The following is a 21,960-nucleotide window of genomic DNA, read 5'->3' as shown; positions in this document are numbered from 1 at the left end:
GCCCGTCCCCGTCGGGGTCATGCCGGTCTCGAGTCCCATTCCCGAACTGAGCGTCGAGCGGTCGTTCCGTCGTCTCGTCGTCGCGATCGTGCTCGCGGTCGTGCTGCTCGCGGTCGGCGGCGTGCTCGTCGTCGCGAACCGCGGTGGACACGACGGCGTGCAGCCCGCGCGTCACGAGGACGTGCGAAAGGTGGTCGTCGCCGGTCTGACCGCGTCGCGTCCTGCGGACATCACGCCGCCCACGGTCCCGGCGCCGCCCACACCGCCGACGCCCACGCCGGGCAGCGACTCGAGCAGCAACTCCAGCAGCAACTCGGGCAGCAACAAGGGGTCGATCACGATCGACCTCGGCAACCTGACCGGCAACAGCAACGGCACGAACGCGAACGGCACGAGCAGCAAGCCGGGTCAGAGCGTCGTCATCATCCTCCTGCTGAGCCTGCTCGCGGTCGCGCCCGCGCTGATCCTCATGCTGACGAGCTTCACGCGCATCGTGATCGTGCTGTCGCTCACCCGCAACGCGCTCGGGCTGCAGACCGTCCCGCCCAACCAGGTGGTGATCGGCCTCGCGCTGTTCCTCAGCCTGTTCGTGATGTTCCCGACGCTGTCCACGATGAACAAGGACGCGTTGCAGCCGTTCCTCAAGGGTGAGATCTCGCAGAAGGTCGCCTACGACAAGGCGACCGCTCCGCTGAAGACGTTCATGCTCAAGCAGACGCACAAGAGCGAGCTGAACCTCTTCATCAGCGCGAGCAAGGAGAAGAAGCCCGCGACGCCGAAGGACGTGAGCATGGCGACGCTCGTGCCCGCGTTCGTGCTCAGCGAGCTGAAGACGGCGTTCATCATCGGGTTCGTCATCTTCATCCCGTTCCTCGTGATCGACCTCGTCGTGAGCTCCTCGCTGATGTCGATGGGCATGTTCATGCTCCCGCCCGTCCTCGTGTCGTTGCCGTTCAAGTTGCTGCTGTTCGTGATGGTGGACGGATGGGCGCTCATCGTGAAGTCGCTCATCACGAGCTTCCACTGACGCGCGCGCCGTGATGCCCGGAGGTACCCGATGACCGACAGCGCCGTCCTGCACATCGCGCTGCAGGCGATCGAGCTGAGCGTGAAGCTGCTCGCGCCGATCCTGCTCGTCACGATGGGCCTCGGTCTGTTCATCTCGTTGATCCAGTCGGCGACGCAGGTGCAGGAGGTCACGCTGACGTTCGTGCCGAAGCTCGCCGGCGTCGCGATCGTGCTCGTCGTCTCCGGGAGCTGGATGCTGCACGAGCTCGTCACGTTCACGATCCAGCTCTTCCACCAGCTGCCCCAGCTCATCAGCGGTTGACGTCACCGTGACGTTCACGATCGACCCCGTCCAGGTCACCGCGTTCGTGCTCGGGCTCGTGCGCGCGACTGCGTGGGTGTTCGTGGCACCGCCGTTCAGCACGCGGGGCATCCCGGGTCGGGTGAAGTTCGGGTTCGCCGCGGCGCTCGCGCTCGCGGCCGCGCCAGGTGTGACGAGCGCGTCGGTACCGCTCGACACGGGCGGGTTCATCGGGGCGCTGCTGACGCAGGTCCTCGTCGGCCTCGGGCTCGGCTTCGTGACGATGCTGCTGTTCGCCGCGGTGCAGGCCGCCGGCTCGCTCGTCGACATGTTCGCGGGCTTCTCGATCGCGCAGATCTACGACCCGTTGAGCGCGGCGAACGTCGCCGTGTTCGGACGCTTCTACCAGCTGCTCGCGACGACGCTGCTGTTCGTCACCGACGCGCACCTGCTGCTCGTCAAGGGCTTCCTGACGTCGTTCCAGGCGGTGCCGACGAGCGGGCTGCAGCTCGGCGACTTCAGCCGTCTGCTCACCCACGACGTCAGCCTGTTCCTCGTCGCCGCGATCGAGGTCGCAGCCCCGGTGCTCGGGGTGCTGTTCCTCGCGGAGGTCGCGCTGGGCCTGCTCGCACGGGCGGCGCCGCAGATGAACATCATGAACTTCGCGTTCGGGTTCCGGATCATCGTCGCCCTGATGCTCGTCGGCGCGGCCATCCCGCTCGTCGCGCCGGCGATGAGCAACCTCGTCGGCCACGTCCTCTCCGGCACGACCGCGCACTGATCGCTCGTGCCCGACAAGAGCTCCAAGACCGAGGCGCCCACCGCCAAGCGGAAGAAGGAGGCGCGCGAGAAGGGGCAGATCGCCAAGACGCCCGAGCTCGCCGCGTGGGCCAGCGTCCTCGTCACCTCGACGCTGCTGCAGGCGACGATCCGCACCGGCAACGAGCAGCTCACCGCGCTGTGGAGCGAGATCGCCGGCGTCATCCAGCGTCCGGACACGGGTGCCGCCACGCGCGTCCTGGGCGACGGGATGAAGGCCGCGCTCACGGTCGTCGCACCGCTGGCGCTCGGGCTGATGGGCGCGGGCGTCGTGCTGAACCTCGCCCAGGTCGGGCTGAAGCCCTCCGCCAAGCGGCTCAAGCCGGACGTGAAGCGGCTCAACCCGTTCAAGGGCCTGAAGAACATGCTGTCGGCGCGCACCGCGTGGGAGACGGCGAAGACGTTCCTGAAGTTCGCGGTGCTCGCGGCGGTCGGGTGGCCCGTCCTCAGCTCGACGGCCCACCAGCTCGTCGACCAGTCGGGCTCGTTGAGCGCGCTGTTGAAGATCGCGGGCGACGGCGCGCTGACGTTCGTGCGCGACACCGCGGTCGCCGGTCTCGTGATCGCGGCGGCCGACTACATGGTCCAGCGCCGCCGGATCGCGGGCGAGCTGCGCATGACCAAGCAGGAGGTCAAGGACGAGTTCCGCCAGTCCGAGGGCGACCCGATGCTGCGCCAGGCGATCCGCTCGAAGCAGATGGCGGTGTCGCGCAACCGCATGATCTCCGCGGTCGCGCACTCGGACGTCGTGCTCGTGAACCCGACCCACTACGCGGTCGCGCTGCGCTACGAGCCCGACAAGGGCGCGCCGAAGGTCGTCGCCAAGGGCGCGGGCGCGATCGCGCTCGGGATCCGGACCGAGGCCGAGAAGCACGACGTGCCCATCGTCGAGGACCCGCCGCTCACCCGGACGCTGTTCCGGGCGTGCGACCTCGACACCCACATCCCGGCCGAGCTGTTCGAGGCGGTCGCCCGGGTCCTGGCGTTCGTCTTCGGCCTCAAGCGCCGGGGCGTCCGCGGCGGCGTCCACCGTCCCAACGTCGCGGCCGGCGCAGCCCTCTGACCTCACCCCGTTGGGTCGTGTTGTCGGCGCTGCGCCGACAAAGTGACCCAACGCGGCACATGGGCGGTGTGACGGGGCCCGCCTCAACTCGACCGGGCAGCGGTCGATGAGACACCGGTCGGACCAGGACGGCCGACCGCGTCGACCCACCACGGACGGGCCAGCGATCCGCGAGGTCCCGTGAAGCCCAACCGCATCGGCCAGGTGGCGATCCCGTTCGCCATCGTGGGCGTCGTGGTCATGATGGTGGTGCCGCTGCCGCCGGCGCTGCTCGACTTCCTGCTCGTCTGCAACATCACCGCGGGTCTGCTCACGCTGCTGTCGAGCATGTTCGTGCGGCGGGCGCTCGACTTCTCGATCTTCCCGTCCTACCTGCTGATCGCGACGCTCGCCCGTCTCGCGCTCAACATCGCCGCGACGCGCCTGATCCTCCTGCACGGCGCGGCGGGCAGTGTCATCGAGAGCTTCGGCCACTTCGTGGTCGGCGGCTCGGTCATCGTCGGTCTCGTCATCTTCCTCATCCTCATCGTGATCCAGTTCGTCGTGATCACGAACGGTGCGGGGCGCGTCGCCGAGGTCGGCGCGCGCTTCACGCTCGACGCGATGCCCGGCAAGCAGATGGCGATCGACGCCGACCTCAACGCCGGGATCATCACCGAGGAGCAGGCGAAGCAGCGTCGCAAGGAGGTCGCCGAGGAGGCCGACTTCTACGGCGCGATGGACGGCGCGTCGAAGTTCGTGAAGGGCGACGCGATCGCGGCGATCGTCATCGTCCTCATCAACCTGGTCGGCGGTCTCGCCGTCGGCATCGTGCAGAAGCACATGGACATCACGCAGGCGATCAACACGTACAGCCTGCTCACGATCGGCGAGGGTCTCGTCTCGCAGATCCCCGCGCTCCTCGTCTCCATGTCCGCCGGTCTGATCGTGACCCGCGCCGCGACCGAGGACGACCTCGGTACGGACCTGCTGCGCCAGTTCACGATGCACAAGCGCGTGCTGCAGATCGCCGGCGCGGTCGTGTGCCTCATCGCGATGGTGCCGGGGCTCCCCAAGGTGCCGTTCCTCGTCATCGGCGCGATCGTCCTGTTGATCGCGAGCCGCGTGAAGACGGACGCCCGCCCGGCTCTCGCCGACGAGGTGCCCGCGCTCGAGGCCGGGCCGCCCGAGCCCGCGCCCGATTCGCCGGAGGCGCTCGCGATCGACATGCGCGTCGAACCGCTCGAGCTCGAGCTTGCGGTGGACCTCGTCGACCTCGTCGACCCCGCGCGCGACGGTGACCTGCTGGACCGCGTGAAGGCGCTTCGCCGCAAGATCGCGAAGGAGCTCGGGTTCGTGATGCCGCTCGTGCGGACGCGCGACAACCTCGACCTCCCGTCGCACACGTACGCGATCAAGGTGCACGGTGTCGAGCTCGCGCGCGGCGAGGCGCCGCCCGGAACGGTGCTCGTCATCGGCGACGACCTGTCGGCGTTGCCCGGGACGCGCACGCGTGAGCCGGTGTTCGGCCTGCCCGCGGTGTGGCTGCCGATGGAGTTCCGTCACCAGGCCGAGATGGCGGGCGCGACGGTCGTCGACCGCGCGTCCGTCGTAACGACGCACCTCGCCGAGATCGCGCGCCGCTACGCCGGCCGCCTGCTCAGCCGGCAGGACGTGAAGACGCTGATGGACATGGTCCGCGCGAGCGACCCCGTCGTCGCCGACGACCTCAACGCCGCGAACGTCACGCTCGGCGAGATGCAGCGCGTCCTGCAGGAGCTGCTCGACGAGGGCGTCGCGATCCGCGATCTCGTGCGCATCTGCGAGGTCGTGTCGGAGCGTGCGCGCTCGACGAAGGACGTCGAGGCGCTCGTCGAGGCGGTGCGCCAGGCCCTCGGGCCCGCGATCTCCGCGTCGTACGCGCCCGACGGGAAGCTGCCCGTCATCTCGTTCGAGCCGCTCACCGAGCACGCGCTGCTCGAGACGCTGCGCGTCGGCGACGCGGGAAGCTTCCTCGCCCTCGACCCGCAGACCGCGGAGCAGCTGTCGCTGTCCGTCGCGGCCGAGGCGGAGAAGGCGGAGCAGGCCGGCCATCAGCCGGTGCTCGTGTGCGCGGCGCGCATCCGCTCGCCGTTGCGGCGGATCGTCCACACCGCGGCACCACGACTGCCGGTGCTGTCGTACGCGGAGCTCGGCCCGCAGCTGCAGCTCGAGACCCAAGGGGTGGTGAACCTTGCCCAGCCGGCGACGGTTTGAGGGGACCGACGTCGAGGCGCTCCTCGACCAGGTCCACAAGGAGGTCGGTCCCGACGCGCAGATCGTCGAGGCCAACAGGGTGCGCAAGGGCGGCCTCGGCGGCTTCTTCGCGCGCGAGACGTACGAGATCGTCGCGGAGCCCGGCGTGACGCGCGGCACCGCTGCGGCACCGGTCGAGGCGCCGACGATCCGCATGGCGCACGCCGACCGTCCGGTCGACGACGAGCCGGCGGGCGGCGACGCCGAAGGTCCCGCGGTGTCGACCGAGACCGCGTCGTTCGCCGAGATCCTCGACCGGCTCGCGCGCGAGACGATCGAGGACGACGATCCCGATCCCGACGACCCGCCTGCGGTCGCGGCACGCCCCACGGTGCTGCGCCGCACCAACGGTGACGCGCGCGGCGCGTACGCGGAGCCGGAGCCCGTCGCGCTCGCGGCACAGGCCCCGCGGACGCACGAGTGGCCGAGCCTCGAGGACGTCGAGGCCCGTGAGGCGCGCGAGCGCGAGACGCCATCCGCGCCTGCTGCCGCTCCTGCGCCGGCGCTCCCGGCGCGCGTGGCGGGCGAGCGGTCGCCGCTCGTGCGGCTCGGCCTGCCGCCCGCGCTGGTGCCCCGGCCCGAGTCCGCGCGCGACATCCAGGACGCGCTCGCACGGCGCCTCCAGGCGCTGCCCGCCGCGCCCGACATCCCGACCGCACCCGGCTCGGTCGTCGCGATCGTCGGCCGCCACGGTGAGAGCGTCCGCGTCGCGCGGGAGCTCGCGGCCGAGCTCTCCGTCGATCCCGACGAGGTCGTCGTCGCGTCGCAGGCGAACGACGACCGGCTGCCGCCGTGGCTGCATCTCGCCGATGCGCACTCGGCCGCGCAGCGCCGGCGTGCATGGTGGCGTCGCGGCCGGCTGACCCTGGTCGCCGTGGACAACACCGAGGCGACCGACGACGCGCGGTGGACGCGGGGCATGCTCGACGCGATCGAGCCGACGCTCGCCTGGGGCGTCGTCGACGCGACCCGCAAGCCCGAGGACGTCACCGCGTGGGCGGACAAGCTCGGCGCGCTCGACGCGATCGCGCTCGAGAACATCCGTGCGACGGTCTCACCGGCGGCGATCCTCCACACCGGCATCCCGGTCGCGCGCATCGACGGGCGCCGCGCGACGCCGGAGCGGTGGGCCCAGCTCCTCGCGACGCGCCTCGCGGCGTGACGGTGGCGGGAGCGCGACCGTGAAGCCCGAGACCCGGTTCGCGACGACGCTCGTCGCGTCGCTGGTGCTGTGGACGCCGACGTTGCTCGCCGTGCTCAACGGCAACGTGCAGCTCCCGGACGCGGCACTCTGGTACCTCGCCGCGCTCGTCGTCTCGTACGTCGCGATCGGCGCGTTCAACGCGTTGTTGCTGTCGTACCACCGCCAGAACGCGATGGCCGAGGCGCAGCGCGACGCCGAGGCGCTCGCCGAGCGCCTCCAGCAGCTCGATCGCGAACGCGCGGCTCGCGCCGCCGAGACGCCGGCGCCCACCGCGCCCGTCACGCTCGCCGAGCACCAGCCCTCACCGGTGGAGTGACTCAGCCGGTCCCGCGGGACCGGTCACGCGCTCGCGCGTCGTCGCACATGACGGGGTGTTCGGCGAACATGGGCGCGTGCGCGCACCGCCGGCCCGGATCGTCACGCCGAGCTGCGTCCTGCGCCGCCACACGCTCGACGACGTCGACGCCGTCGTCACGGCCGTGAACGAGAGCCTGGACCACCTGCGCCCGTGGATGCCGTGGGCGCAGGCGCCGGTCACCCACGAGTCGATCGCGACGTTCCTCCGCGGTGTCATCGAGAGCTTCGACGCCGGACGTGACTTCGGGTACCTGATGCTCGATCCCGCCGAGCGCGCCGTCGTCGGCGGGTCCGGGCTCCATGCCCGCGGCGACCCGCGCACGCTGCACATCGGCTACTGGGTCCACGCGGGCTGGACGCGTCGAGGGATCGCCAGCGCCACCGCTCGCGCTCTCGCGGATGCCGCGCTCGCGATCCCGGGCATCGACCACGTCGAGATCCACTGCGACGTCGACAACGCCGCCAGCGCGGGCGTGGCGCGTGCGGCCGGCTTCGAGCTCGTCGCCATCGTGCCGCGCGCACCCGACGCGCCCGGCGAGAGCGGCCGCGAGATGGTCTGGGGCAGGAACCGCGCCGGCTGACCCTCGTTCATGCGTCGCCAAACGTCGTCATGCGACAACGAGCGACGCAGAAACGTGTCGTGCCACCGTTCATGCGTCGTCAAGCCGCGCCATGCGCGGTCCAGCGACGCACGAACGTTGGCGCGCTACCGCACGATGAGCGCGAGCTTGCCGTCGCCGTAGCCCTCGACGGTGACGTCGAAGTTGCGACGGGCGGACGGCTGCGCGACGAGCTTCTCGACGTTCTCGGGCAGCTCGCCCGGGAGCGTGCGGACCTCGGCGAGCTTGACGTGCGGCGTGTCCGCGCTGTTGAACAACCGGGTCATGATGTTCACGACCTCGGTGAAGTTCTCGAGGAGCATCTCCTCGTCGAAGCGGTTCTTGCGCACCGAGTCCTGCACGACCGGGCTCGGCATCATCGTGAGCGCGGCGCCGAGCGCGGCGGCGAGCGGTAGGTCCGCGATGCACACGACGCCGACGACGCCGGTATCCGTCACGAAGTCCGCGACCGCGGCGACGCCGTCGGGCTCGAGGTCCATCGGCTCGCCCTTGGTCACCGCGATGCCGCGCCCGAGCAGATCCATGAGGAGGTCACGGACGGCCTCCTGGATCGGCATGGGGAACTTGGTGGGCATCGCCGTGGACCTGCCTTCCGTGCTGTCGAGTGCTCCTGTGTACCCGTCCGGTGTACGGCGCGAACGCCCGGCGTCACGCGATCGAGGCGAGGATGTCCTGGAACGCCTCGGCCGTGAACGGCTTCGACAGGCAGAACATCGCGCCCGCCTCGATCGCCTGCTCGCGCATCTGCGGCTGCGTCTCTGACGTCACGAACCCGAACGGCACCTGACGGCCCTCGTCGCGCAGCGCGCGCAGGAACTGGATCCCCGTCATCTCCGGCATGTTCCAGTCGCACAGCACGACATCGGGCGTGTCCGCCCGCACGAGCTCGAGCGCCTGCGCGCCGTTCTCGGCCTCCACGAACTCCGCGTCGGGCAGCGCCTGGCCGACGTGGCGCTTCACGATCATGCGCATCGCCTTGCTGTCGTCGACGACGAGGATCCGCATCGTTGGGGTGCCTTTCGTATCGCTGCTTCGTTCGGTTCCGTGATCGTCGCTACGCGGCCGCGCGGTCCTCGCGGACGAGCAGCTTCACCTGGAAGGGCTTGCCATCGCAGTCGAAGACCAGCAGCGTGTGCGTGCTGCTCCCCGGGACCGCGACGCGGAAGTCTGCGCCCTCGGCGATGGTCGGCAACGACAGCTTGCAGTCGCCGTCGATGAGGCCCTTGACGTTGCCGCCGATCATGTTGGCGACCTCGCCCAGCGCGTCGAGCACCTCTTCCTCGCCGAGGTCGTCCGGCTCCATGCCGAACATCGCGGCGGCCGCGTCCCGGGCGAGCTGTTCGGGCAGGTCGACCATGACGGCGCCCGTCCACTCGCCGGTGATCTGCACGGTGCCGGTGAGGTTGCGCACCTCGGGCTCGCGGTCGTACCCACGCGCCGCGGGGGCGAGCTCCAGGCCGAGCATCGAGCTCCACACGCTCTCGACGACCTCGCGCAGGTCGGTCTCGCTCAGTTGCATCGGTTCTCCTTGTCATTCGTAGCGCGTCTGCGCGCGTGAAGAGCGCGCGCGGCGCGATGCGACACACGCTGATCGGCGGGGAAGCGCTCGGCATGAGGGCGATCCGCTACGGCAGCGAGCGGTAGCACGCCATGCGTTCGAACGGGACACGCTCGAAGCGCTCGTGGATGTTCATCGTCGTCTCGGCCGCACCGAGGAACAGGTAGCCGTCGGGACGGAGCACGCCTCGCACACGCTCGAGCACGGCGCGCTTCGTCGGGACGTCGAAGTAGATGAGGACGTTGCGCAGGAACACGAGGTCCATGCGCGGCACCGGACCCCACGGCTCGACGAGGTTCATCGCCTTGACCTCGAGCATGGCGCGCAGCTCGGGCTTGACCTGCCAGCCGGCGCCCTTGTGCTCGAAGTACTTCACCAGCATCTTCGACGGCAGACCACGGTTCGCCTCGATCTGCGCGTACTTGCCCTCACGGGCGCGTTCGAGCATCTCGGTCGACAGGTCCGTGCCGAGGATGCGCACGTCCCACGCCGCGAGCTCGGGGAAGTGCTCGCGGATGGTGATGGCGATCGAGTACGCCTCCTGCCCGCTCGAGCACGCCGCGCTCCAGATGCGGAGCGCGCGCTCGCCGGCGCGACGCTCGATCAGCTCGGGCAGCAGGTGCTCGCGCAACGCCTCGAAGGGGTGCACGTCGCGGAAGAACGACGTCTCGTTCGTCGTCATGGCCTCGACGACCTGGTTCTGCAGCTGCTGCGAGCCCGGCTTGCGCAGCTGGCCGACGAGACCCGCGATCGAGTCGTAGCCCTCGGCCCGCGCGAGCGGCGCAAGGCGCGACTCGACGAGGTACTCCTTGCCCGGCTCGAGCACGATCGCCGAACGGGCCCGGACGAGGTCCCGGATGTAGTCGAACTCCGCCGCCGTGATGGGCATCGCTACCGAGCCGCCTTCGAGAACGAGAGAGGGGTTGGGACACGACCGACGTTGACGCGGTCGACGATCTCGGGAGCGACGCGGTCGAGGGCGACGACGCGGTCCGCGAGACCGGCGCGCGTGACGACCCCGGGCATGCCCCACACGACGCTCGTCGCCTCGTCCTGCGCGAGGACGTGCCCGCCCGCGTCGTGGATCACCTCGGCACCGCGGCAGCCGTCCCGACCCATTCCCGTCAGCACCGCGGCGAGCGCGTGCGCGCCGTACACCGCGGCGCACGACCGGAACAGCACGTCGACGGCGGGACGGCACGAGTTCTCGGGCGGCTCCTGGTTCAGCGCGATCCGCGCCGCGCCCGCACCGCGGGCGACGACCATGTGGAAGTCGCCCGGCGCGACGTACACGTGGCCCGGCTCGAGAGCGTCACCGTCGGCGGCCTCGCGCACGTGCACTGCACAGCTCCCGTCGAGCCGGTCGGCGAGCAGCTTCGTGAAGATCGGCGGCATGTGCTGCACGACGACGACGGGGACGGGCAGCGACGCGGGGAGCGCGGGCAGCACCTCGGCCAGGGCCTTCGGCCCGCCGGTCGACACGCCGATCGCGACGACGTCGACGCGCGCGCTCGCGAGACGCGGCCGTGACCGCGGAACGCCGCGCGGTGCTGCGACCGTCGTCGGTGATGCCGCCACGCCGCCCAGCGTCTTGACCTTCGGCACGAGCTGCGACCGGATCGCCTCGATCGAGGCCTGGACCGACCCGAGGTTGGCGGGCTTCGCGACGTAGTCCGCGGCTCCGAGCGCCAGCGCGTCGAGCGTCGCCGCGCCGCCGCGCGTGGTCAGCGTCGAGAACATGATGACGGGCAGCCGCGGGTGTGAAGCGCGGATCTCCGGAAGCGCCTCGAGCCCCGTCATCTCCGGCATCTCGACGTCCATGACGACGACGTCGGGCTGCAGCTGCGTGAGCCGCGCGATCGCGAGCCGGCCGTTGCTCGCGGTCCCGACGACCTCGATCGCGGGGTCGCTCGACAGGATCTCCGTGAGCATCCGCCGGATGACCACCGAGTCGTCGACGACGAGAACCCGCACCGTCTTCATGCTGCGCCGCCGTTATGGGCGCGACGCGCGCATGAGGTCGATCTTCTCGCGCAGCGCGTCGGCGGTGAACGGCTTCATCACGTACTCGTCCGCGCCGGCGACGAGCGCTTCGGTGATGCGCGCCGGTTCGGTCTCCGTCGTGACCATCATGAGCATCGACGCGTCGAACGTGTCGTCCTTGCGCACGCGCGTGACGAACTCGATGCCGGTCATCTCGGGCATGTTCCAGTCGACGAGCACGAGGTCGGGCGCGCCGTTCTTGCGCAGCTGCACCAGCGCCTGGACGCCGTTCTCCGCCTCGGTCACGTCCTCGAAGCCGCACTCGACGACGATCTTGCGGAGGATCGTGCGCATCGCCTTGCTGTCGTCGACGATCAACGCTCGCATCTGAGTTCCCTTCGCCCTGCTCGACGCCCCGTGGACGAACGGCCGGCCCCCCGGACCGGGCCGGCCGCCCCTGTCCCCGGTTGCGTCAGCCCGCGAATGCGGGCTCGCGCGATTCGTCGGTCGAGATGTCGACCTCGAGCACCTTGTCGACGTCGAGGACGAGCAGCAGCCGACCCTCGAGCTTGCACACGCCGATCAACAGCGCGCGCGTCGTCGCGTCGATCGTCTCCGGCGGCGCCTCGAACGTGTCCGGATCGACGAGCAGCACGTCACCGATCTGGTCGACGAGCAGGCTCACCGCGCCGTCGTCGAGGCGTACCACGATGTTCATCGGCCGCTGGTCGGCCGGGCGCTCCGGCAGCGACAGTCGCCGGCGCAGCTCGACCGCGGTGACGATCTGGCCGCGCAGGTTGATGAGGCCGGTCACCTCGGCCGGCGCGAGCGGCACGGACGTCATGTCCTGGTACCGCAGCACCTCCTGGACCTTCTCCACCTCGACGCCGAAGAACCCGTCGCCCAGCGTGAACGTGCAGAACTGCCGCTCGTTGCTGCTCATGACACCCTCTCGTAGCTCTCGAACCGGCTGTCGTTCAGCAGCGCGGGATCGACCGCGGCGACGACCGCACGCATGTCGAGCACGTCGGTGACGCGGTCGTCGATGACGACCGAGCCGACGATGCCGGGGTTCGTGGACGTCGCGCGACCCAGCTCGACGTCATCGACGATGTCGAGGATCGCGGCGACGTGCAGACCGACCTGGCGGTCGCCCTGCCACACGACGACGACCTCGAGGAGGTCACCCGGCTCCGGCTCGCCGTAGCCGAGGAGACCACCGACCGACACGACGGGGAGCAGCTCACCCGTGTACTGCACGACGCGCTGGCTGCCGGCCCACTCCAGCTTCGACGCCTCGAACTGCTCGAGCCGCGCGACCGCGCCGAGCGGCACGGCGACGCGCCGGCCGTGCGCGGCGTCGACGAGCAGCATCGTCTGGCCGTCCTTGCGCCGCGCCGCCTCGGCCTCCGCGCCGGCGCGCGACTTGTCGTGCAGCTCCGTCAGGACCTTGGCGCGTTGCGCGATGCCCATCACGTCGAGGATCAGCGCGACGCGGCCGTCACCCATGATCGTCGCGCCGGCGAAGATCGGGATGCCCTTGAGCTGCTTGCCGAGCGGCTTGACGACGATCTCCGCGGTGTCCTCGACACGCTCGACGACGAGCCCGAACTGCTGCTCGTCCGCCTGGAGCACGACGATGTTCACCGCCGCGTTCTCGTCGATCTCGGCGTCGCGGTCGTCGAGCGCGTCGCGCAGGTACACGAGTGGAAGGAGCTTCCCGCGCAACCGGTACACGGGGGAGCCCTGGATGCGCTCGATGCTCGTGCGGGCCTGCTCGGCCTCGAGGCGCACGAGCTCGAGCAGGCTGACCTGCGGGATCGCGTAGCGGGCGTCCCCGTTGCAGACGACGAGCGCGGGGATGATCGCGAGCGTCAGCGGGATCTTGATCCGCAGGGTCGTGCCCTCGCCGACGCGGCTCTGGACGTCGACCGTGCCGCCGATCTTCTCGATGTTCGTCTTCACGACGTCCATGCCGACGCCGCGACCCGAGACGTTCGTGACCTTCTCGGCCGTCGAGAACCCGGGCTGGAAGATGAGGTTCATCACCTCGCGGTCGCCCATGCGCGCGGCCTGGTCCACGGCGACGACGCCGCGCTCGACGGCCTTCGCGCGCACCTTCTCGACGTCGATGCCCGACCCGTCGTCGGTGATCTCGATGTTGACGAGGCCGCTCTCGTGGAACGCGCGCAGCAGCAGCGTGCCCTCCGCGGGCTTGCCCGCGGCGATGCGCTCCTCCGCGGTCTCGATGCCGTGGTCGACCGAGTTGCGCACGAGGTGCGTCAGCGGGTCCTTGATCGCCTCGAGCACCGTCTTGTCGAGCTCGGTGTCGCGGCCCTCCATCTCGAGGCGCACCTGCTTGCCGCACGTCTGCGCGAGGTCGCGCACGACGCGCGGGAGCTTGTTCCACACGTTGCCGATGGGCTGCATGCGCGTCTTCATGACGCCTTCCTGCAGCTCCGTGGTGATGAGGTTGAGCCGCTGCGAGTTCGCGAGGAACGCGGAGTCGTTCATGGTCGTCGCGTACTGCAGGACCTGGTTGCGCGCGAGGACGAGCTCACCGACGAGGTTCATGAGCTTGTCGAGGAGCGCGACGTCGACGCGGATGCTCGTGTCGGCGATGCTCGACCCGGCCTTCTCGGCCTGCGCGTGCAGCGCCTCGAGCACCTGGCCCGGCTCGACCGCACCCTTCTCGACGAGGATCTCGCCGACGCGCCGGGGATCGCCCTCGTCCTGCTCGACGACCGCTTCGACGACCCGCTCCTCGGACGTCGTGCCCGCCTCGACGAGGACCTCGCCGAGCAGCGGCGGGTCCGGCTCCGGCTCGGGGTGGGGCTCCGGCTCGGGCGCGGCGGGGACGGCGGCGACGGCGTTGAGCTCGGTGAGCAGGTCGATGATCGCCTCGTACTCGAACTCGCCGTCATGGCCGTCGGCCTCGATGCTCGCCAGCATCGCCCGGACCGCGTCGACCATCGCGAGCAGCGCGGTCGTGCTCTCCGCGCTCAGGCGCAGCTCGCCGTCGCGGAGCCGGCTGAGCAGGTTCTCGCCGACGTGGGTGAGCGCCTCGAGCTTCGTGAACCCGAGGAAGCCCGACGTGCCCTTGATCGTGTGGATCGTGCGGAAGACGCTGGCGAGGACGTCGCGGTCGTCGGGGTCCCGCTCGAGCGCGACGAACTCCTGGTCCATGCGGTCCAGGTTCTCGTGGCTCTCCACGAGGAACTCCTCGATGACCTCGCGCATCTCGTCGTCCATCGACTCCTCGTTTCGACGTCTCGGCCCCGAACCTGAACCGGGCCGCGAGCGGCCACGGCGAGCGGACGGGCCCGCCGCTGTCACCTTCGTCGTCCTCTGGTGGCTCGACTTGAGCGGGAATCGGCACCACGCTCCGTGGCCGGGACGTCCGTCACATGGCCGCCGCCGGGCGCACGTGACGGCGGGGCGCGGGCGGTGCAACATCGCGTCGCGGTCTCGGGATCCGAACGGCGGCGACGGGGGTGCGGTCGTGAGGAACGCGCGCTGGTGGGTGCCGGTCGTCGTGGTGGCGCTGTGCACCGCGGGGTGCAGCCGCTCGGGCAGCAGCAAGGCGAACGGCTCCGGGTCGACGAGCTCGACGGCACGCGGGAGCGGGCTGACGGCACCGACCCCGAGCGGCGTGTTCGGCGATGCCGGTCAGGTGTGCGGGCCCGGCAGCGCGAAGGGCGCGACCGACCAGGGCGTGAGCGACACGACGATCCGCGTCGGCACGATGGCCGATCCCGGAGCGCAGGTGCAGCCCGGTCTCGACCAGGAGCTGTTCGACACCGCGGACGCGTTCGTCGGCTGGTGCAACGCGTCGGGCGGGATCAACGGGCGCAAGATCGAGCTCGACAGGTGGGACTCGAAGCTCACGGAGGTCGCGGCGCGCATGATCCAGGCGTGCGCGTCCGACTTCATGCTCGTCGGCAACGGCGAGGCGTTCGACTCGGCCGGTGTCGACCAGCGCCTGAAGTGCAAGCTCCCCGAGATCCCCGCGTACGACGTGTCGACCCAGGCCGCCGGCGCACCGCTCACGATCCAGCCGATCCCGGCGTCGGGTCACCAGAGCGCGGTGGGCGGCGCGCTGCGCATCGTGAAGCAGGCCGACCCGGAGGCGGCGCGCCACCTCGGGCAGCTCAGCAGCCAGCTCCAGTCCGTGAAGGACGCCGGCGACCGTGACCGCGCCGCGGCGAAAGCGCTCGGGTACACGTCCGTCTACTACGACGAGGCCCCGATCCTCGTCGACGACTACCGCACGTACGCGCAGAACCTGCAGAGCAAGGGTGTGCAGGTGTTCATGTTCGAGAACGCTCCCGACAACCTCGCCGCGCTGTACCGCGCGCTCGCGGAGCTGCGGTACGTGCCGAAGTACGGGATCTACGGGGCGAACATGTACGACCCGAAGCTCGTCAAGAACGCGGGCACCGCGCTCCAGGGCAACGTGCTGATCGTCACGAACGCCGTGCCGTTCGAGCTCGCGAGCACGCACCCGGCGACGAAGCAGTACATCGACATCCTCGCCCAGTACGCCAACGGCGCGCAGCCCAAGGCGCTCGGCATCAACTCGTGGTCGGCGTGGCTGCTGTGGGCGAAGTCCGTCAAGGAGTGCGGATCGAACCTCACGCGCGCGTGCGTGATGGACAAGGCCGGTGCGGTGACCGGGTGGACCGCCGGCGGTCTGCACGCGCCGACGCACCCGGGGAACTCGAGTCAGACGGCGTCGCCGTGCTTCGTGTTCGTCCGCGCGACCCCGAGCGGGTTCCACGTCGACGAGCAGATGACGCACCCGACCCGCGACATCTTCAACTGCGACCCGAAGAACATCGTCAACGTCCCCTAGCAAAGATGCGGCACTGAGTCCCGCTTTCCGCGACTCAGTGCGGCATCTTCGTACCGGTCAGCCGATCCAGAGGCCGGCGTTGACGTCGAGGACCGCGCCCGTGATCCCCGCGGCGCGATCCGACGCGAGGAACAGAACCGCTTCCGCGACGTCGTCGGGCGACGGGATGCGCCCGAGCGCCGTGAGCCCCTCCGCCTCGGCGACGACCTGGTCGGTCGTCCAGCCCCGATGCTCCGCGATGCGCGCGAACAGCCCGTCGAGATGGGGACCCGTCACGTAGCCGGGGACGACCACGTTCACCCGCACGCCGTCGCGTCCGACCTCGCGCGCCATCACCTGTGACGCCGCGACGAGCGCCTGCTTCGTCGACGCGTACGGCGCCTGCTTCGCGGGCACGGAGCGCATCGCGGTGCTGCTGATCTGGACGATCGCACCGCCACCGTCGCGCGCCGCCATGTGACGGGCCGCGGCGCGACTCACGGCCAGGGTCCCGAGCACGTTGACCTCGAACACGCGGCGGAAGACGTCCCAGTCGGTGTCGACGACCTCCGTGTGGTCGTCGCTCAGCGCGGCGACGTTCACGACTGCGTCGACACGCCCGAGCTCCTCGACGGTCCGATCGACCAGGCGCGCGCACTGGGCCTCGTCCGCGATGTCGGTCGGGACCGCGAGCGCGCGCCGGCCGAGCACCTCGACCTCGTGCGCGACGCGCTCGAGCTGCTCCGTCCGACGGGCGCCGAGCGCGACGTCGGCGCCGTCGCGCGCGAACGCAAGCGCGCACGAGCGCCCGATGCCCTCGCCGGCCCCCGAGACGATCGCCACCCGCCCGGCCAGCGAGCGGTCGCTCACGACGTCGTCTCCCGTGCGAGCGCGGGCGCGACCCGTGTGAGCAGCAGCTCCAAGTGCCGGTCGACGAGGTCGTCGTCCATCCCGGCGATGCTCGCCCAGCAGTAGACGTGGTGCACGGGCAGCCCCTCGATGCGCTCCCGGAGCACGTCGAGCGCGGTGTCGGGATCGACGACGGCGAGGCCGGGCATCACGCCGCGTGCGTCGGCACCCGCCCGCAGCTTCTCCACGGTGACGTCCTTCGGCGGGGGACGGCCGGTTCCCGCGACTGCGGCGCGCCGGTAGGTGTTCAGCTGGTGCGCGTAGTGCGGGAGGATCCGCTCGCGTGCCGCGTCGGGGTCGTCGGCGACGACGACGTCGACCACGCCCGCGACGCGCGCGGTCGCGGGATCGTGACCGCCCTCGCGCAGGCCTTCGACGTACGGCTCGAGCAGCGCGCGGTCGAGACGGAGCAACCCGACACCCAGCCGGCCGGCGCGGCGCGCGCCCTTCGGGCCCTGGTAGCCGAGCCAGAGCGGGAAGGGCCGCTGGACGGGCGGTGGCGTGACGCCGTCGTGATCGAGCGCGTCGCGCACGTCGACGATCATCTGGTCGGTCCGCGTGTACCGCTGCGCGAACGGCGCGCCGAACGCGTCGAACTCCGGGACGCTGTAGCCCGCGCCGAGCCCGAGCTCGAGCCGCCCGTCCGAGACGACGTCCACGACCGCGGCCTCCTCGGCGACGTGCCGCGCGTCGCGCAACGGCGCGAGCACGACGGCCGTGCCGATGCGGATCTCGCGCGTGCGCGCCGCAACGGCGGCCGCGAACGTGAGGGGCTGCGGGAGGTACCCGTCGTCGAAGCCGTGGTGCTCGCTGAGCCACACCGAGCCGGCGCCGAGCGCCTCGGCCTCCGAGATCAGCTCGAGCGTGCGCTCGTAGTGTCCCGCCCACGGCCGCCGCCACGGCGCCGGGTTGCGAAGGTCGACGTAGATCCCGACCACGCTTCTGGGAAGGCTGACGGACGCCGGGTGTCCGTCACGCTTCACGGAACGGGGCGGGTGAGCGGTCACGGGTGGTCGGGCAGCTCGGGCGCCCACGCGGCGCCGTTGATGTGCGAGCCGCCGTCGACGAACAGGGTGTTGCCCGTGAGATAGCGAGCGTCCTCGCTCGCGAGGAACAGGGCGACGGGCGCGATGTCGCGCTCGGGGTCGCCGAGGCGACCCATCGGGTTCGCGGCGTCGGCCGCGGCCTCCAGCTCGGGATGCTGCTGGAACACCGCGCGCGACGCGGCCGTCTTCGCGCCCGGGCAGATCACGTTCGCGACGATCCCGTACGGCGCCCACTCGCGCGCCGCGGTACGGGTCAGCGCGCGCAGTGCCTCTTTCGCGCTGTTGTACTCGGCGGTGCCCATGTGCGCGTTCACACCGTTCAGCGAGCAGAGGTTGACGATGCGCCCGTACCCCTTCTCCTTCATGAGCGGGAACGCGGCCTGCATCGCCCAGAACGGGCCGTAGAACCCGACGTGGAACCCGTGGTCGAACAGCTCGTCGGTCTTGTGCTCGACGCGGCTCAACCGGCCGCCGCCCCACGCGTTGTTCACGAGCACGTCGACACCGCCCCACGTGTCGCGCGCGCACTCGATCATCGCGAGCACGTCGTCCTTGTTCGCGACGTCGGTGTCGATGCTGCGCGCGTCCGCGCCGAAGTCGCGTTGGAGCTCCTCCGCGACCGACGCGCCCTTCGGCCCGTCGATCTCCGCGACGAGCACCTTCGCCCCCTCGGCCGCGAACCGGCGTGCGATCCCGTGCCCGATGCCGTCCCCCGCGCCCGTCACCACCGCGACGCGACCTTCCAACCGTCCGGTCATCCTCTGGTCGCGCTCGCGAAGCTCGCCGCTCCTGCGAGCTCGCTGCGCACCCTTCGGGCTGCTCCGCTCGCCGCCTCCTCGAACGCTCATTGCGGGTTCCTCCAGAAGTTCTGCCAGGTCTCCCAACCGTGCGGGAGGGTGCCTCGGCCGTCGTGGTGCTCGGGCCAGTGCGCGGGCGGGAGGCCGAGCGGGTTCACGCCCACCTCCGCGCCGTAGAACAGCTCGTGGACCCGGCGCACGAACAGCCACCTCCCGTCGCGGCGCTCGTAGGTGTCGCGGTAGACGATCGCCTGGTGGATCCAGCGGTCGCCGTCCTGGATCTCACCGTGGCAGTACACCGTGCCGGTCGCGTGGTCGTCGTCGGTGAGCTCGATCACGTGCGTGCCGACGTTCAGGATCGACACACCGATCGCGCGCAACGACGCGTCGAACGACGCCCGCAACGCGTCGCGACCGCGCGCCGAGCGACCGACCTGCACGTCGTCGACGAACAGCGCCACGAGCGCGTCGAGGTCACGCGAGTCGACCGCGACGGCGTAGCGCGACGCGAGCTGCCGGATCTCCTCGTGCGCGAGCAGCCGATCGACGGGGTTCACGCGCGCCCGAGCAGCAGCGCGCTCGTCGGCACGCCGGTGCCCGCGGTCACGAGCACGTGCTCGACGTCGTCGACCTGGTTGACGGAGGTGCCCCGCACCTGGCGCACGCCCTCGGCGACGCCGTTCATCCCGTGCAGGTACGCCTCGCCCAGCTGGCCGCCGTGCGTGTTGATCGGCAGCCGGCCGCCGAGCTCGATGTTGCCGTCCGCGATGAAGTCCTTCGCCTCACCGCGCTCGCAGAACCCGAACTCCTCGAGCTGCGGCAGCACGAACGGCGTGAAGTGGTCGTAGATCACGGCGGTCTGGACGTCGTCGGGCCCGAGCCCCGACGTCTCCCAGAGCTGGCGCGCACACACGCCCATCTCGGGCAGGCCCACGATCGAGTCCCGGAAGAACGACCGCATCATCTGCTGGTCGTCGGCCATGCCCTGTGCGGCGGCCTCGATGACGACCGGCGCCTGCCGCAGGTGACGCGCCCGCTCCAGCGACGTCACCAGCAACGCCTGCCCGCCGTCGGTCTCCTGGCAACAGTCGAGCAGGTGCAGCGGCTCGACGATCCACCGGCTCTCCTGGTGGTCCTGCAAGGTGATCGGCGCGCCGTAGAAGTGCGCGGCCGGGTTCTTCGCCGCGTGCTTGCGGTCCGCGACCGCGACCCGGCCGAAGTCCTCGCTCGTCACGCCGTACTCGTGCATGATCCGCGTCGCGAACATCGCGACCCACGACGCCGGTGTGAGCAACCCGTACGGCGACGTCCACGCGAACTGGGCCTCCTCGGCGGTCGCGCCCGCGGGCCGGTCCTGCACGCCCGCGCCGAACCGTCGCCCGCTGCGCTCGTTGAACGCGCGGTAGCAGAGCACGTAGTCGGCGACGCCCTCGTTGACGGCCATCGCGGCGTACTGGACCGTGCCGCACGGCGCGCCGCCCCCGAAGTGGATGCGGCTGAAGTGCGTCAGCTCACGGATGCCGAGGCTGCGCATGACGTCGTTCTCGGGGTTCGTCTCCATCGTGAACGTCGACAGCCCGTTCACGTCGCGCGCGTCGACACCGGCGTCGTCGAGGGCGGCGACGCACGCTTCGAGCGCGAGCTGCAGCTCGCTGCGACCGGAGTCCTTGGAGAACTCGGTCGCGCCGATCCCGACGATCGCGGTCTTCCGGGCAAACGCGTGCGCAGTCACCGCAATGCCTCCGCGTATCCGGACCCACCCGGCACGACCAGCTCCGCGGTACCGGACACGTGGTCACCCAGCGAGTTCGTGCCCCGGAACCCGACGGTGACCTCACCCGTCGCCGCGTCGACGGCGGCGACGGACCCCGTCATCGTCATCGTGTCGTACGGGTAGTTCGGCGCACCGAGGCGCACGCGCAGCGCGCGCCACACGGCCTCGGGCCCGACCCAGTCCGTCACGTACCGCTCGCACAGCCCGAGCGTCGTGTGGATGTTCATGAACACGTCCTTCGACCCGCGCCGGACGGCCATGTCGCGGTCGTGGTGCGCGTCGAAGTAGTCGAGCGTCGCGAGCGCGCCGCCGACGATCAGCGTCGTCGTCAACGGGATCGGGCACAGCGGCAGCTCGTCGCCCGCCGACACCTCGGACGCGCGCAACGTCGTCTCGCGACGTGCCGGTCGCGCGGGACGGAACTGCGGCAACGACACCGCGCCGCGCGCGTCGGTCGCACCCTCGACCTGCGCCGGGTGGCTGTCCAGCCAGCACAGCTCGAGCGGCATGCCCACGCGCAGCTGCTCGCGTGTGCAGCCGACGACGTTCGACACGAGCCGGGTGCCCTCCTCGAGCTCGACGAGCCCGACGAGCACCGGGTACCGGAACCCGTCGACCTGCGGGTAGTGCGGCACCGCGTAGCTGTAGAGCGTGGCGCGCCCGGATGCGACGACGTAGCCGAGGTCGAAGCTGCCGCAGCTCCAACAGCGCGGCGTGGGCGGGAAGAAGAGCTCGCCGCACGCGCGGCAGCGCTGGATCCGCAGCTCGTGCTCGCGCGCGCCGTTCCAGAAGTACTCGTTGTCACGGTTGATCGCGGGTCGCGGGCGGCGCGACGGATCGGGATCCGGCGCGCGCCGCGCGCCCTCCGCCGGCGCCGCGGCCTGCTTCCCCGTCCCGGGCCGGAACTTCAACACGCGGAACAGCACCGACCCGACCGTCTCGTCACCCACGAGGTACGTGAGGCGGCTCGTCACGAAGTGCCCGACGCCGAGACCGGTCTGCTTCTCCGGCGACACGTCCTCCAGCGTGAGCGTCGAGTGCACCATCTCACCCGGCCGCAGGTAGCGCGCGATCTCGAGCTCGGAGTTCACCGCGACCGTCGAGGTGAACCCGTGCTCCTCGAGCACGGTGAGCGCCGCGCTCTGCGGGTTGTCGGGGTCACGGCGCAGGTGGAGGCCGGGCTTGTCCCACACGTCGAGCATCGCGGGCGGCGCGACGATCCCGCCGAACGCCGAGCGCGACGCGACCTCCGCGTCGGTGTAGACGGGATTCCGCTCGTCGACGATGTCGCACCAGTGGCGGATCATCGCCTCGTTCACCGGGTCGCGCGCCGCGTTGAACGGCGCGCTCCGACCGACGAGCGCGTGCAACCGCTCGTCGAGCGACGCCGGCGGGTTGGTCGTTGCGGTCACG

23 protein-coding genes are annotated in these 21,960 nt (G+C 70.9%); 9 read left to right on the top strand and 14 right to left on the bottom strand.

The window, feature by feature from the left end; genetic code table 11:
- Positions 1–19: 19 nt before the first annotated feature.
- The 8 genes from fliP to VFC33_01750 all read left to right on the top strand — a co-directional run bounded on the left by fliP (position 20) and on the right by VFC33_01750 (position 7,607).
- Entirely contained in the window at positions 20–1,027 is a 1,008-nt protein-coding gene (fliP, locus tag VFC33_01785) for a flagellar type III secretion system pore protein FliP (protein HZR11956.1), read from the top strand.
- A 30-nt stretch (positions 1,028–1,057) separates the two neighbouring features.
- Positions 1,058–1,330, top strand: a complete 273-nt coding sequence (locus tag VFC33_01780) for a flagellar biosynthetic protein FliQ (protein ID HZR11955.1) — start codon at positions 1,058–1,060, stop codon at positions 1,328–1,330.
- 7 nt (positions 1,331–1,337) lie between these two features.
- Entirely contained in the window at positions 1,338–2,090 is a 753-nt protein-coding gene (locus VFC33_01775) for a flagellar biosynthetic protein FliR (protein ID HZR11954.1), read from the top strand.
- 6 nt (positions 2,091–2,096) lie between these two features.
- Positions 2,097–3,191: an EscU/YscU/HrcU family type III secretion system export apparatus switch protein gene (locus VFC33_01770; protein HZR11953.1), complete on the top strand. Its 1,095-nt coding sequence runs from the start codon at positions 2,097–2,099 to the stop codon at positions 3,189–3,191.
- A gap of 180 nt (positions 3,192–3,371) precedes the next feature.
- A complete protein-coding gene (gene flhA, locus VFC33_01765; GenBank protein HZR11952.1) occupies positions 3,372–5,426 on the top strand; it encodes a flagellar biosynthesis protein FlhA in 2,055 nt (684 codons plus the stop codon).
- Positions 5,404–6,627: a hypothetical protein gene (locus VFC33_01760; protein ID HZR11951.1), complete on the top strand. Its 1,224-nt coding sequence runs from the start codon at positions 5,404–5,406 to the stop codon at positions 6,625–6,627. Before flhA ends, VFC33_01760 begins: the two co-directional genes overlap by 23 nt.
- A gap of 19 nt (positions 6,628–6,646) precedes the next feature.
- Positions 6,647–6,985 (top strand): hypothetical protein, encoded by a 339-nt coding sequence (locus VFC33_01755; protein ID HZR11950.1) that lies wholly within the window; start codon positions 6,647–6,649, stop codon positions 6,983–6,985.
- Positions 6,986–7,061: 76 nt separating this feature from the next.
- Positions 7,062–7,607 carry a GNAT family N-acetyltransferase gene (locus VFC33_01750; GenBank protein ID HZR11949.1) on the top strand — a complete coding sequence of 182 codons (546 nt, stop codon included), beginning with the start codon at positions 7,062–7,064 and terminating at the stop codon, positions 7,605–7,607.
- Positions 7,608–7,732: 125 nt separating this feature from the next.
- Here VFC33_01750 and VFC33_01745 read toward each other — a convergent pair whose 3' ends face one another.
- The 8 genes from VFC33_01745 to VFC33_01710 form a co-directional block, all read right to left on the bottom strand.
- A complete protein-coding gene (locus tag VFC33_01745; GenBank protein HZR11948.1) occupies positions 7,733–8,221 on the bottom strand; it encodes a hypothetical protein in 489 nt (162 codons plus the stop codon).
- 73 nt (positions 8,222–8,294) lie between these two features.
- Positions 8,295–8,651, bottom strand: a complete 357-nt coding sequence (locus VFC33_01740; GenBank protein ID HZR11947.1) for a response regulator — start codon at positions 8,649–8,651, stop codon at positions 8,295–8,297.
- A gap of 49 nt (positions 8,652–8,700) precedes the next feature.
- A complete protein-coding gene (locus VFC33_01735; GenBank protein ID HZR11946.1) occupies positions 8,701–9,165 on the bottom strand; it encodes a chemotaxis protein CheX in 465 nt (154 codons plus the stop codon).
- Between the two features lie 106 nt (positions 9,166–9,271).
- On the bottom strand, positions 9,272–10,093 hold the full coding sequence (locus VFC33_01730; GenBank protein HZR11945.1) for a protein-glutamate O-methyltransferase: 822 nt from the start codon (positions 10,091–10,093) through the stop codon (positions 9,272–9,274).
- Positions 10,094–10,095: 2 nt separating this feature from the next.
- Entirely contained in the window at positions 10,096–11,187 is a 1,092-nt protein-coding gene (locus tag VFC33_01725) for a chemotaxis response regulator protein-glutamate methylesterase (protein ID HZR11944.1), read from the bottom strand.
- 12 nt (positions 11,188–11,199) lie between these two features.
- On the bottom strand, positions 11,200–11,574 hold the full coding sequence (locus VFC33_01720) for a response regulator (protein ID HZR11943.1): 375 nt from the start codon (positions 11,572–11,574) through the stop codon (positions 11,200–11,202).
- Between the two features lie 85 nt (positions 11,575–11,659).
- Positions 11,660–12,130: a chemotaxis protein CheW gene (locus tag VFC33_01715; protein HZR11942.1), complete on the bottom strand. Its 471-nt coding sequence runs from the start codon at positions 12,128–12,130 to the stop codon at positions 11,660–11,662.
- Positions 12,127–14,439 carry a chemotaxis protein CheA gene (locus VFC33_01710; protein ID HZR11941.1) on the bottom strand — a complete coding sequence of 771 codons (2,313 nt, stop codon included), beginning with the start codon at positions 14,437–14,439 and terminating at the stop codon, positions 12,127–12,129. Before VFC33_01710 ends, VFC33_01715 begins: the two co-directional genes overlap by 4 nt.
- 250 nt (positions 14,440–14,689) lie before the next feature.
- Here VFC33_01710 and VFC33_01705 point away from each other — a divergent pair, with 250 nt between their 5' ends.
- Positions 14,690–16,042 (top strand): ABC transporter substrate-binding protein, encoded by a 1,353-nt coding sequence (locus VFC33_01705; GenBank protein ID HZR11940.1) that lies wholly within the window; start codon positions 14,690–14,692, stop codon positions 16,040–16,042.
- A 57-nt stretch (positions 16,043–16,099) separates the two neighbouring features.
- On the opposite strand, the gene VFC33_01700 is transcribed toward VFC33_01705, so the two are convergent.
- The 6 genes from VFC33_01700 to VFC33_01675 form a co-directional block, all read right to left on the bottom strand.
- Positions 16,100–16,891 (bottom strand): SDR family oxidoreductase, encoded by a 792-nt coding sequence (locus VFC33_01700; GenBank protein HZR11939.1) that lies wholly within the window; start codon positions 16,889–16,891, stop codon positions 16,100–16,102.
- The gene (locus tag VFC33_01695; GenBank protein HZR11938.1) at positions 16,888–17,868 is read right to left on the bottom strand and encodes an LLM class flavin-dependent oxidoreductase; all 981 of its coding nucleotides are present in this window, start codon (positions 17,866–17,868) and stop codon (positions 16,888–16,890) included. Before VFC33_01695 ends, VFC33_01700 begins: the two co-directional genes overlap by 4 nt.
- 65 nt (positions 17,869–17,933) lie before the next feature.
- Positions 17,934–18,734 (bottom strand): SDR family oxidoreductase, encoded by an 801-nt coding sequence (locus VFC33_01690; protein ID HZR11937.1) that lies wholly within the window; start codon positions 18,732–18,734, stop codon positions 17,934–17,936.
- Positions 18,735–18,820: 86 nt separating this feature from the next.
- The gene (locus VFC33_01685) at positions 18,821–19,330 is read right to left on the bottom strand and encodes a nuclear transport factor 2 family protein (protein ID HZR11936.1); all 510 of its coding nucleotides are present in this window, start codon (positions 19,328–19,330) and stop codon (positions 18,821–18,823) included.
- Complete coding sequence (locus VFC33_01680) at positions 19,327–20,505, bottom strand: lipid-transfer protein (protein ID HZR11935.1); 1,179 nt, start codon at positions 20,503–20,505, stop codon at positions 19,327–19,329. The genes VFC33_01685 and VFC33_01680 overlap by 4 nt, the downstream gene beginning before the upstream one ends.
- Positions 20,502–21,959 carry an OB-fold domain-containing protein gene (locus VFC33_01675; GenBank protein ID HZR11934.1) on the bottom strand — a complete coding sequence of 486 codons (1,458 nt, stop codon included), beginning with the start codon at positions 21,957–21,959 and terminating at the stop codon, positions 20,502–20,504. Before VFC33_01675 ends, VFC33_01680 begins: the two co-directional genes overlap by 4 nt.
- Position 21,960: the final 1 nt, after the last annotated feature.

The sequence above is a fragment of the Acidimicrobiia bacterium genome (genome assembly GCA_035651955.1).
Taxonomy (GTDB): Bacteria; Actinomycetota; Acidimicrobiia; order IMCC26256; family JAMXLJ01; genus JAMXLJ01.
Note: the sequence above shows the minus strand (reverse complement) of the source record. Positions and strands in the feature narration are given on the sequence as shown.

What these genes read in the sequence shown, in the direction of transcription:
- fliP (HZR11956.1), top strand. Translation starts at nt 20, where the DNA reads ATGCCGGTCTCGAGTCCCATTCCCGAACTGAGCGTCGAGCGGTCGTTC.
- VFC33_01780 (HZR11955.1), top strand. Translation starts at nt 1,058, where the DNA reads ATGACCGACAGCGCCGTCCTGCACATCGCGCTGCAGGCGATCGAGCTG.
- VFC33_01745 (HZR11948.1), bottom strand. Translation starts at nt 8,221, where the DNA reads ATGCCCACCAAGTTCCCCATGCCGATCCAGGAGGCCGTCCGTGACCTC.
- VFC33_01740 (HZR11947.1), bottom strand. Translation starts at nt 8,651, where the DNA reads ATGCGGATCCTCGTCGTCGACGACAGCAAGGCGATGCGCATGATCGTG.
- VFC33_01735 (HZR11946.1), bottom strand. Translation starts at nt 9,165, where the DNA reads ATGCAACTGAGCGAGACCGACCTGCGCGAGGTCGTCGAGAGCGTGTGG.
- VFC33_01730 (HZR11945.1), bottom strand. Translation starts at nt 10,093, where the DNA reads ATGCCCATCACGGCGGCGGAGTTCGACTACATCCGGGACCTCGTCCGG.
- VFC33_01725 (HZR11944.1), bottom strand. Translation starts at nt 11,187, where the DNA reads ATGAAGACGGTGCGGGTTCTCGTCGTCGACGACTCGGTGGTCATCCGG.
- VFC33_01720 (HZR11943.1), bottom strand. Translation starts at nt 11,574, where the DNA reads ATGCGAGCGTTGATCGTCGACGACAGCAAGGCGATGCGCACGATCCTC.
- VFC33_01715 (HZR11942.1), bottom strand. Translation starts at nt 12,130, where the DNA reads ATGAGCAGCAACGAGCGGCAGTTCTGCACGTTCACGCTGGGCGACGGG.
- VFC33_01710 (HZR11941.1), bottom strand. Translation starts at nt 14,439, where the DNA reads ATGGACGACGAGATGCGCGAGGTCATCGAGGAGTTCCTCGTGGAGAGC.
- VFC33_01690 (HZR11937.1), bottom strand. Translation starts at nt 18,734, where the DNA reads ATGACCGGACGGTTGGAAGGTCGCGTCGCGGTGGTGACGGGCGCGGGG.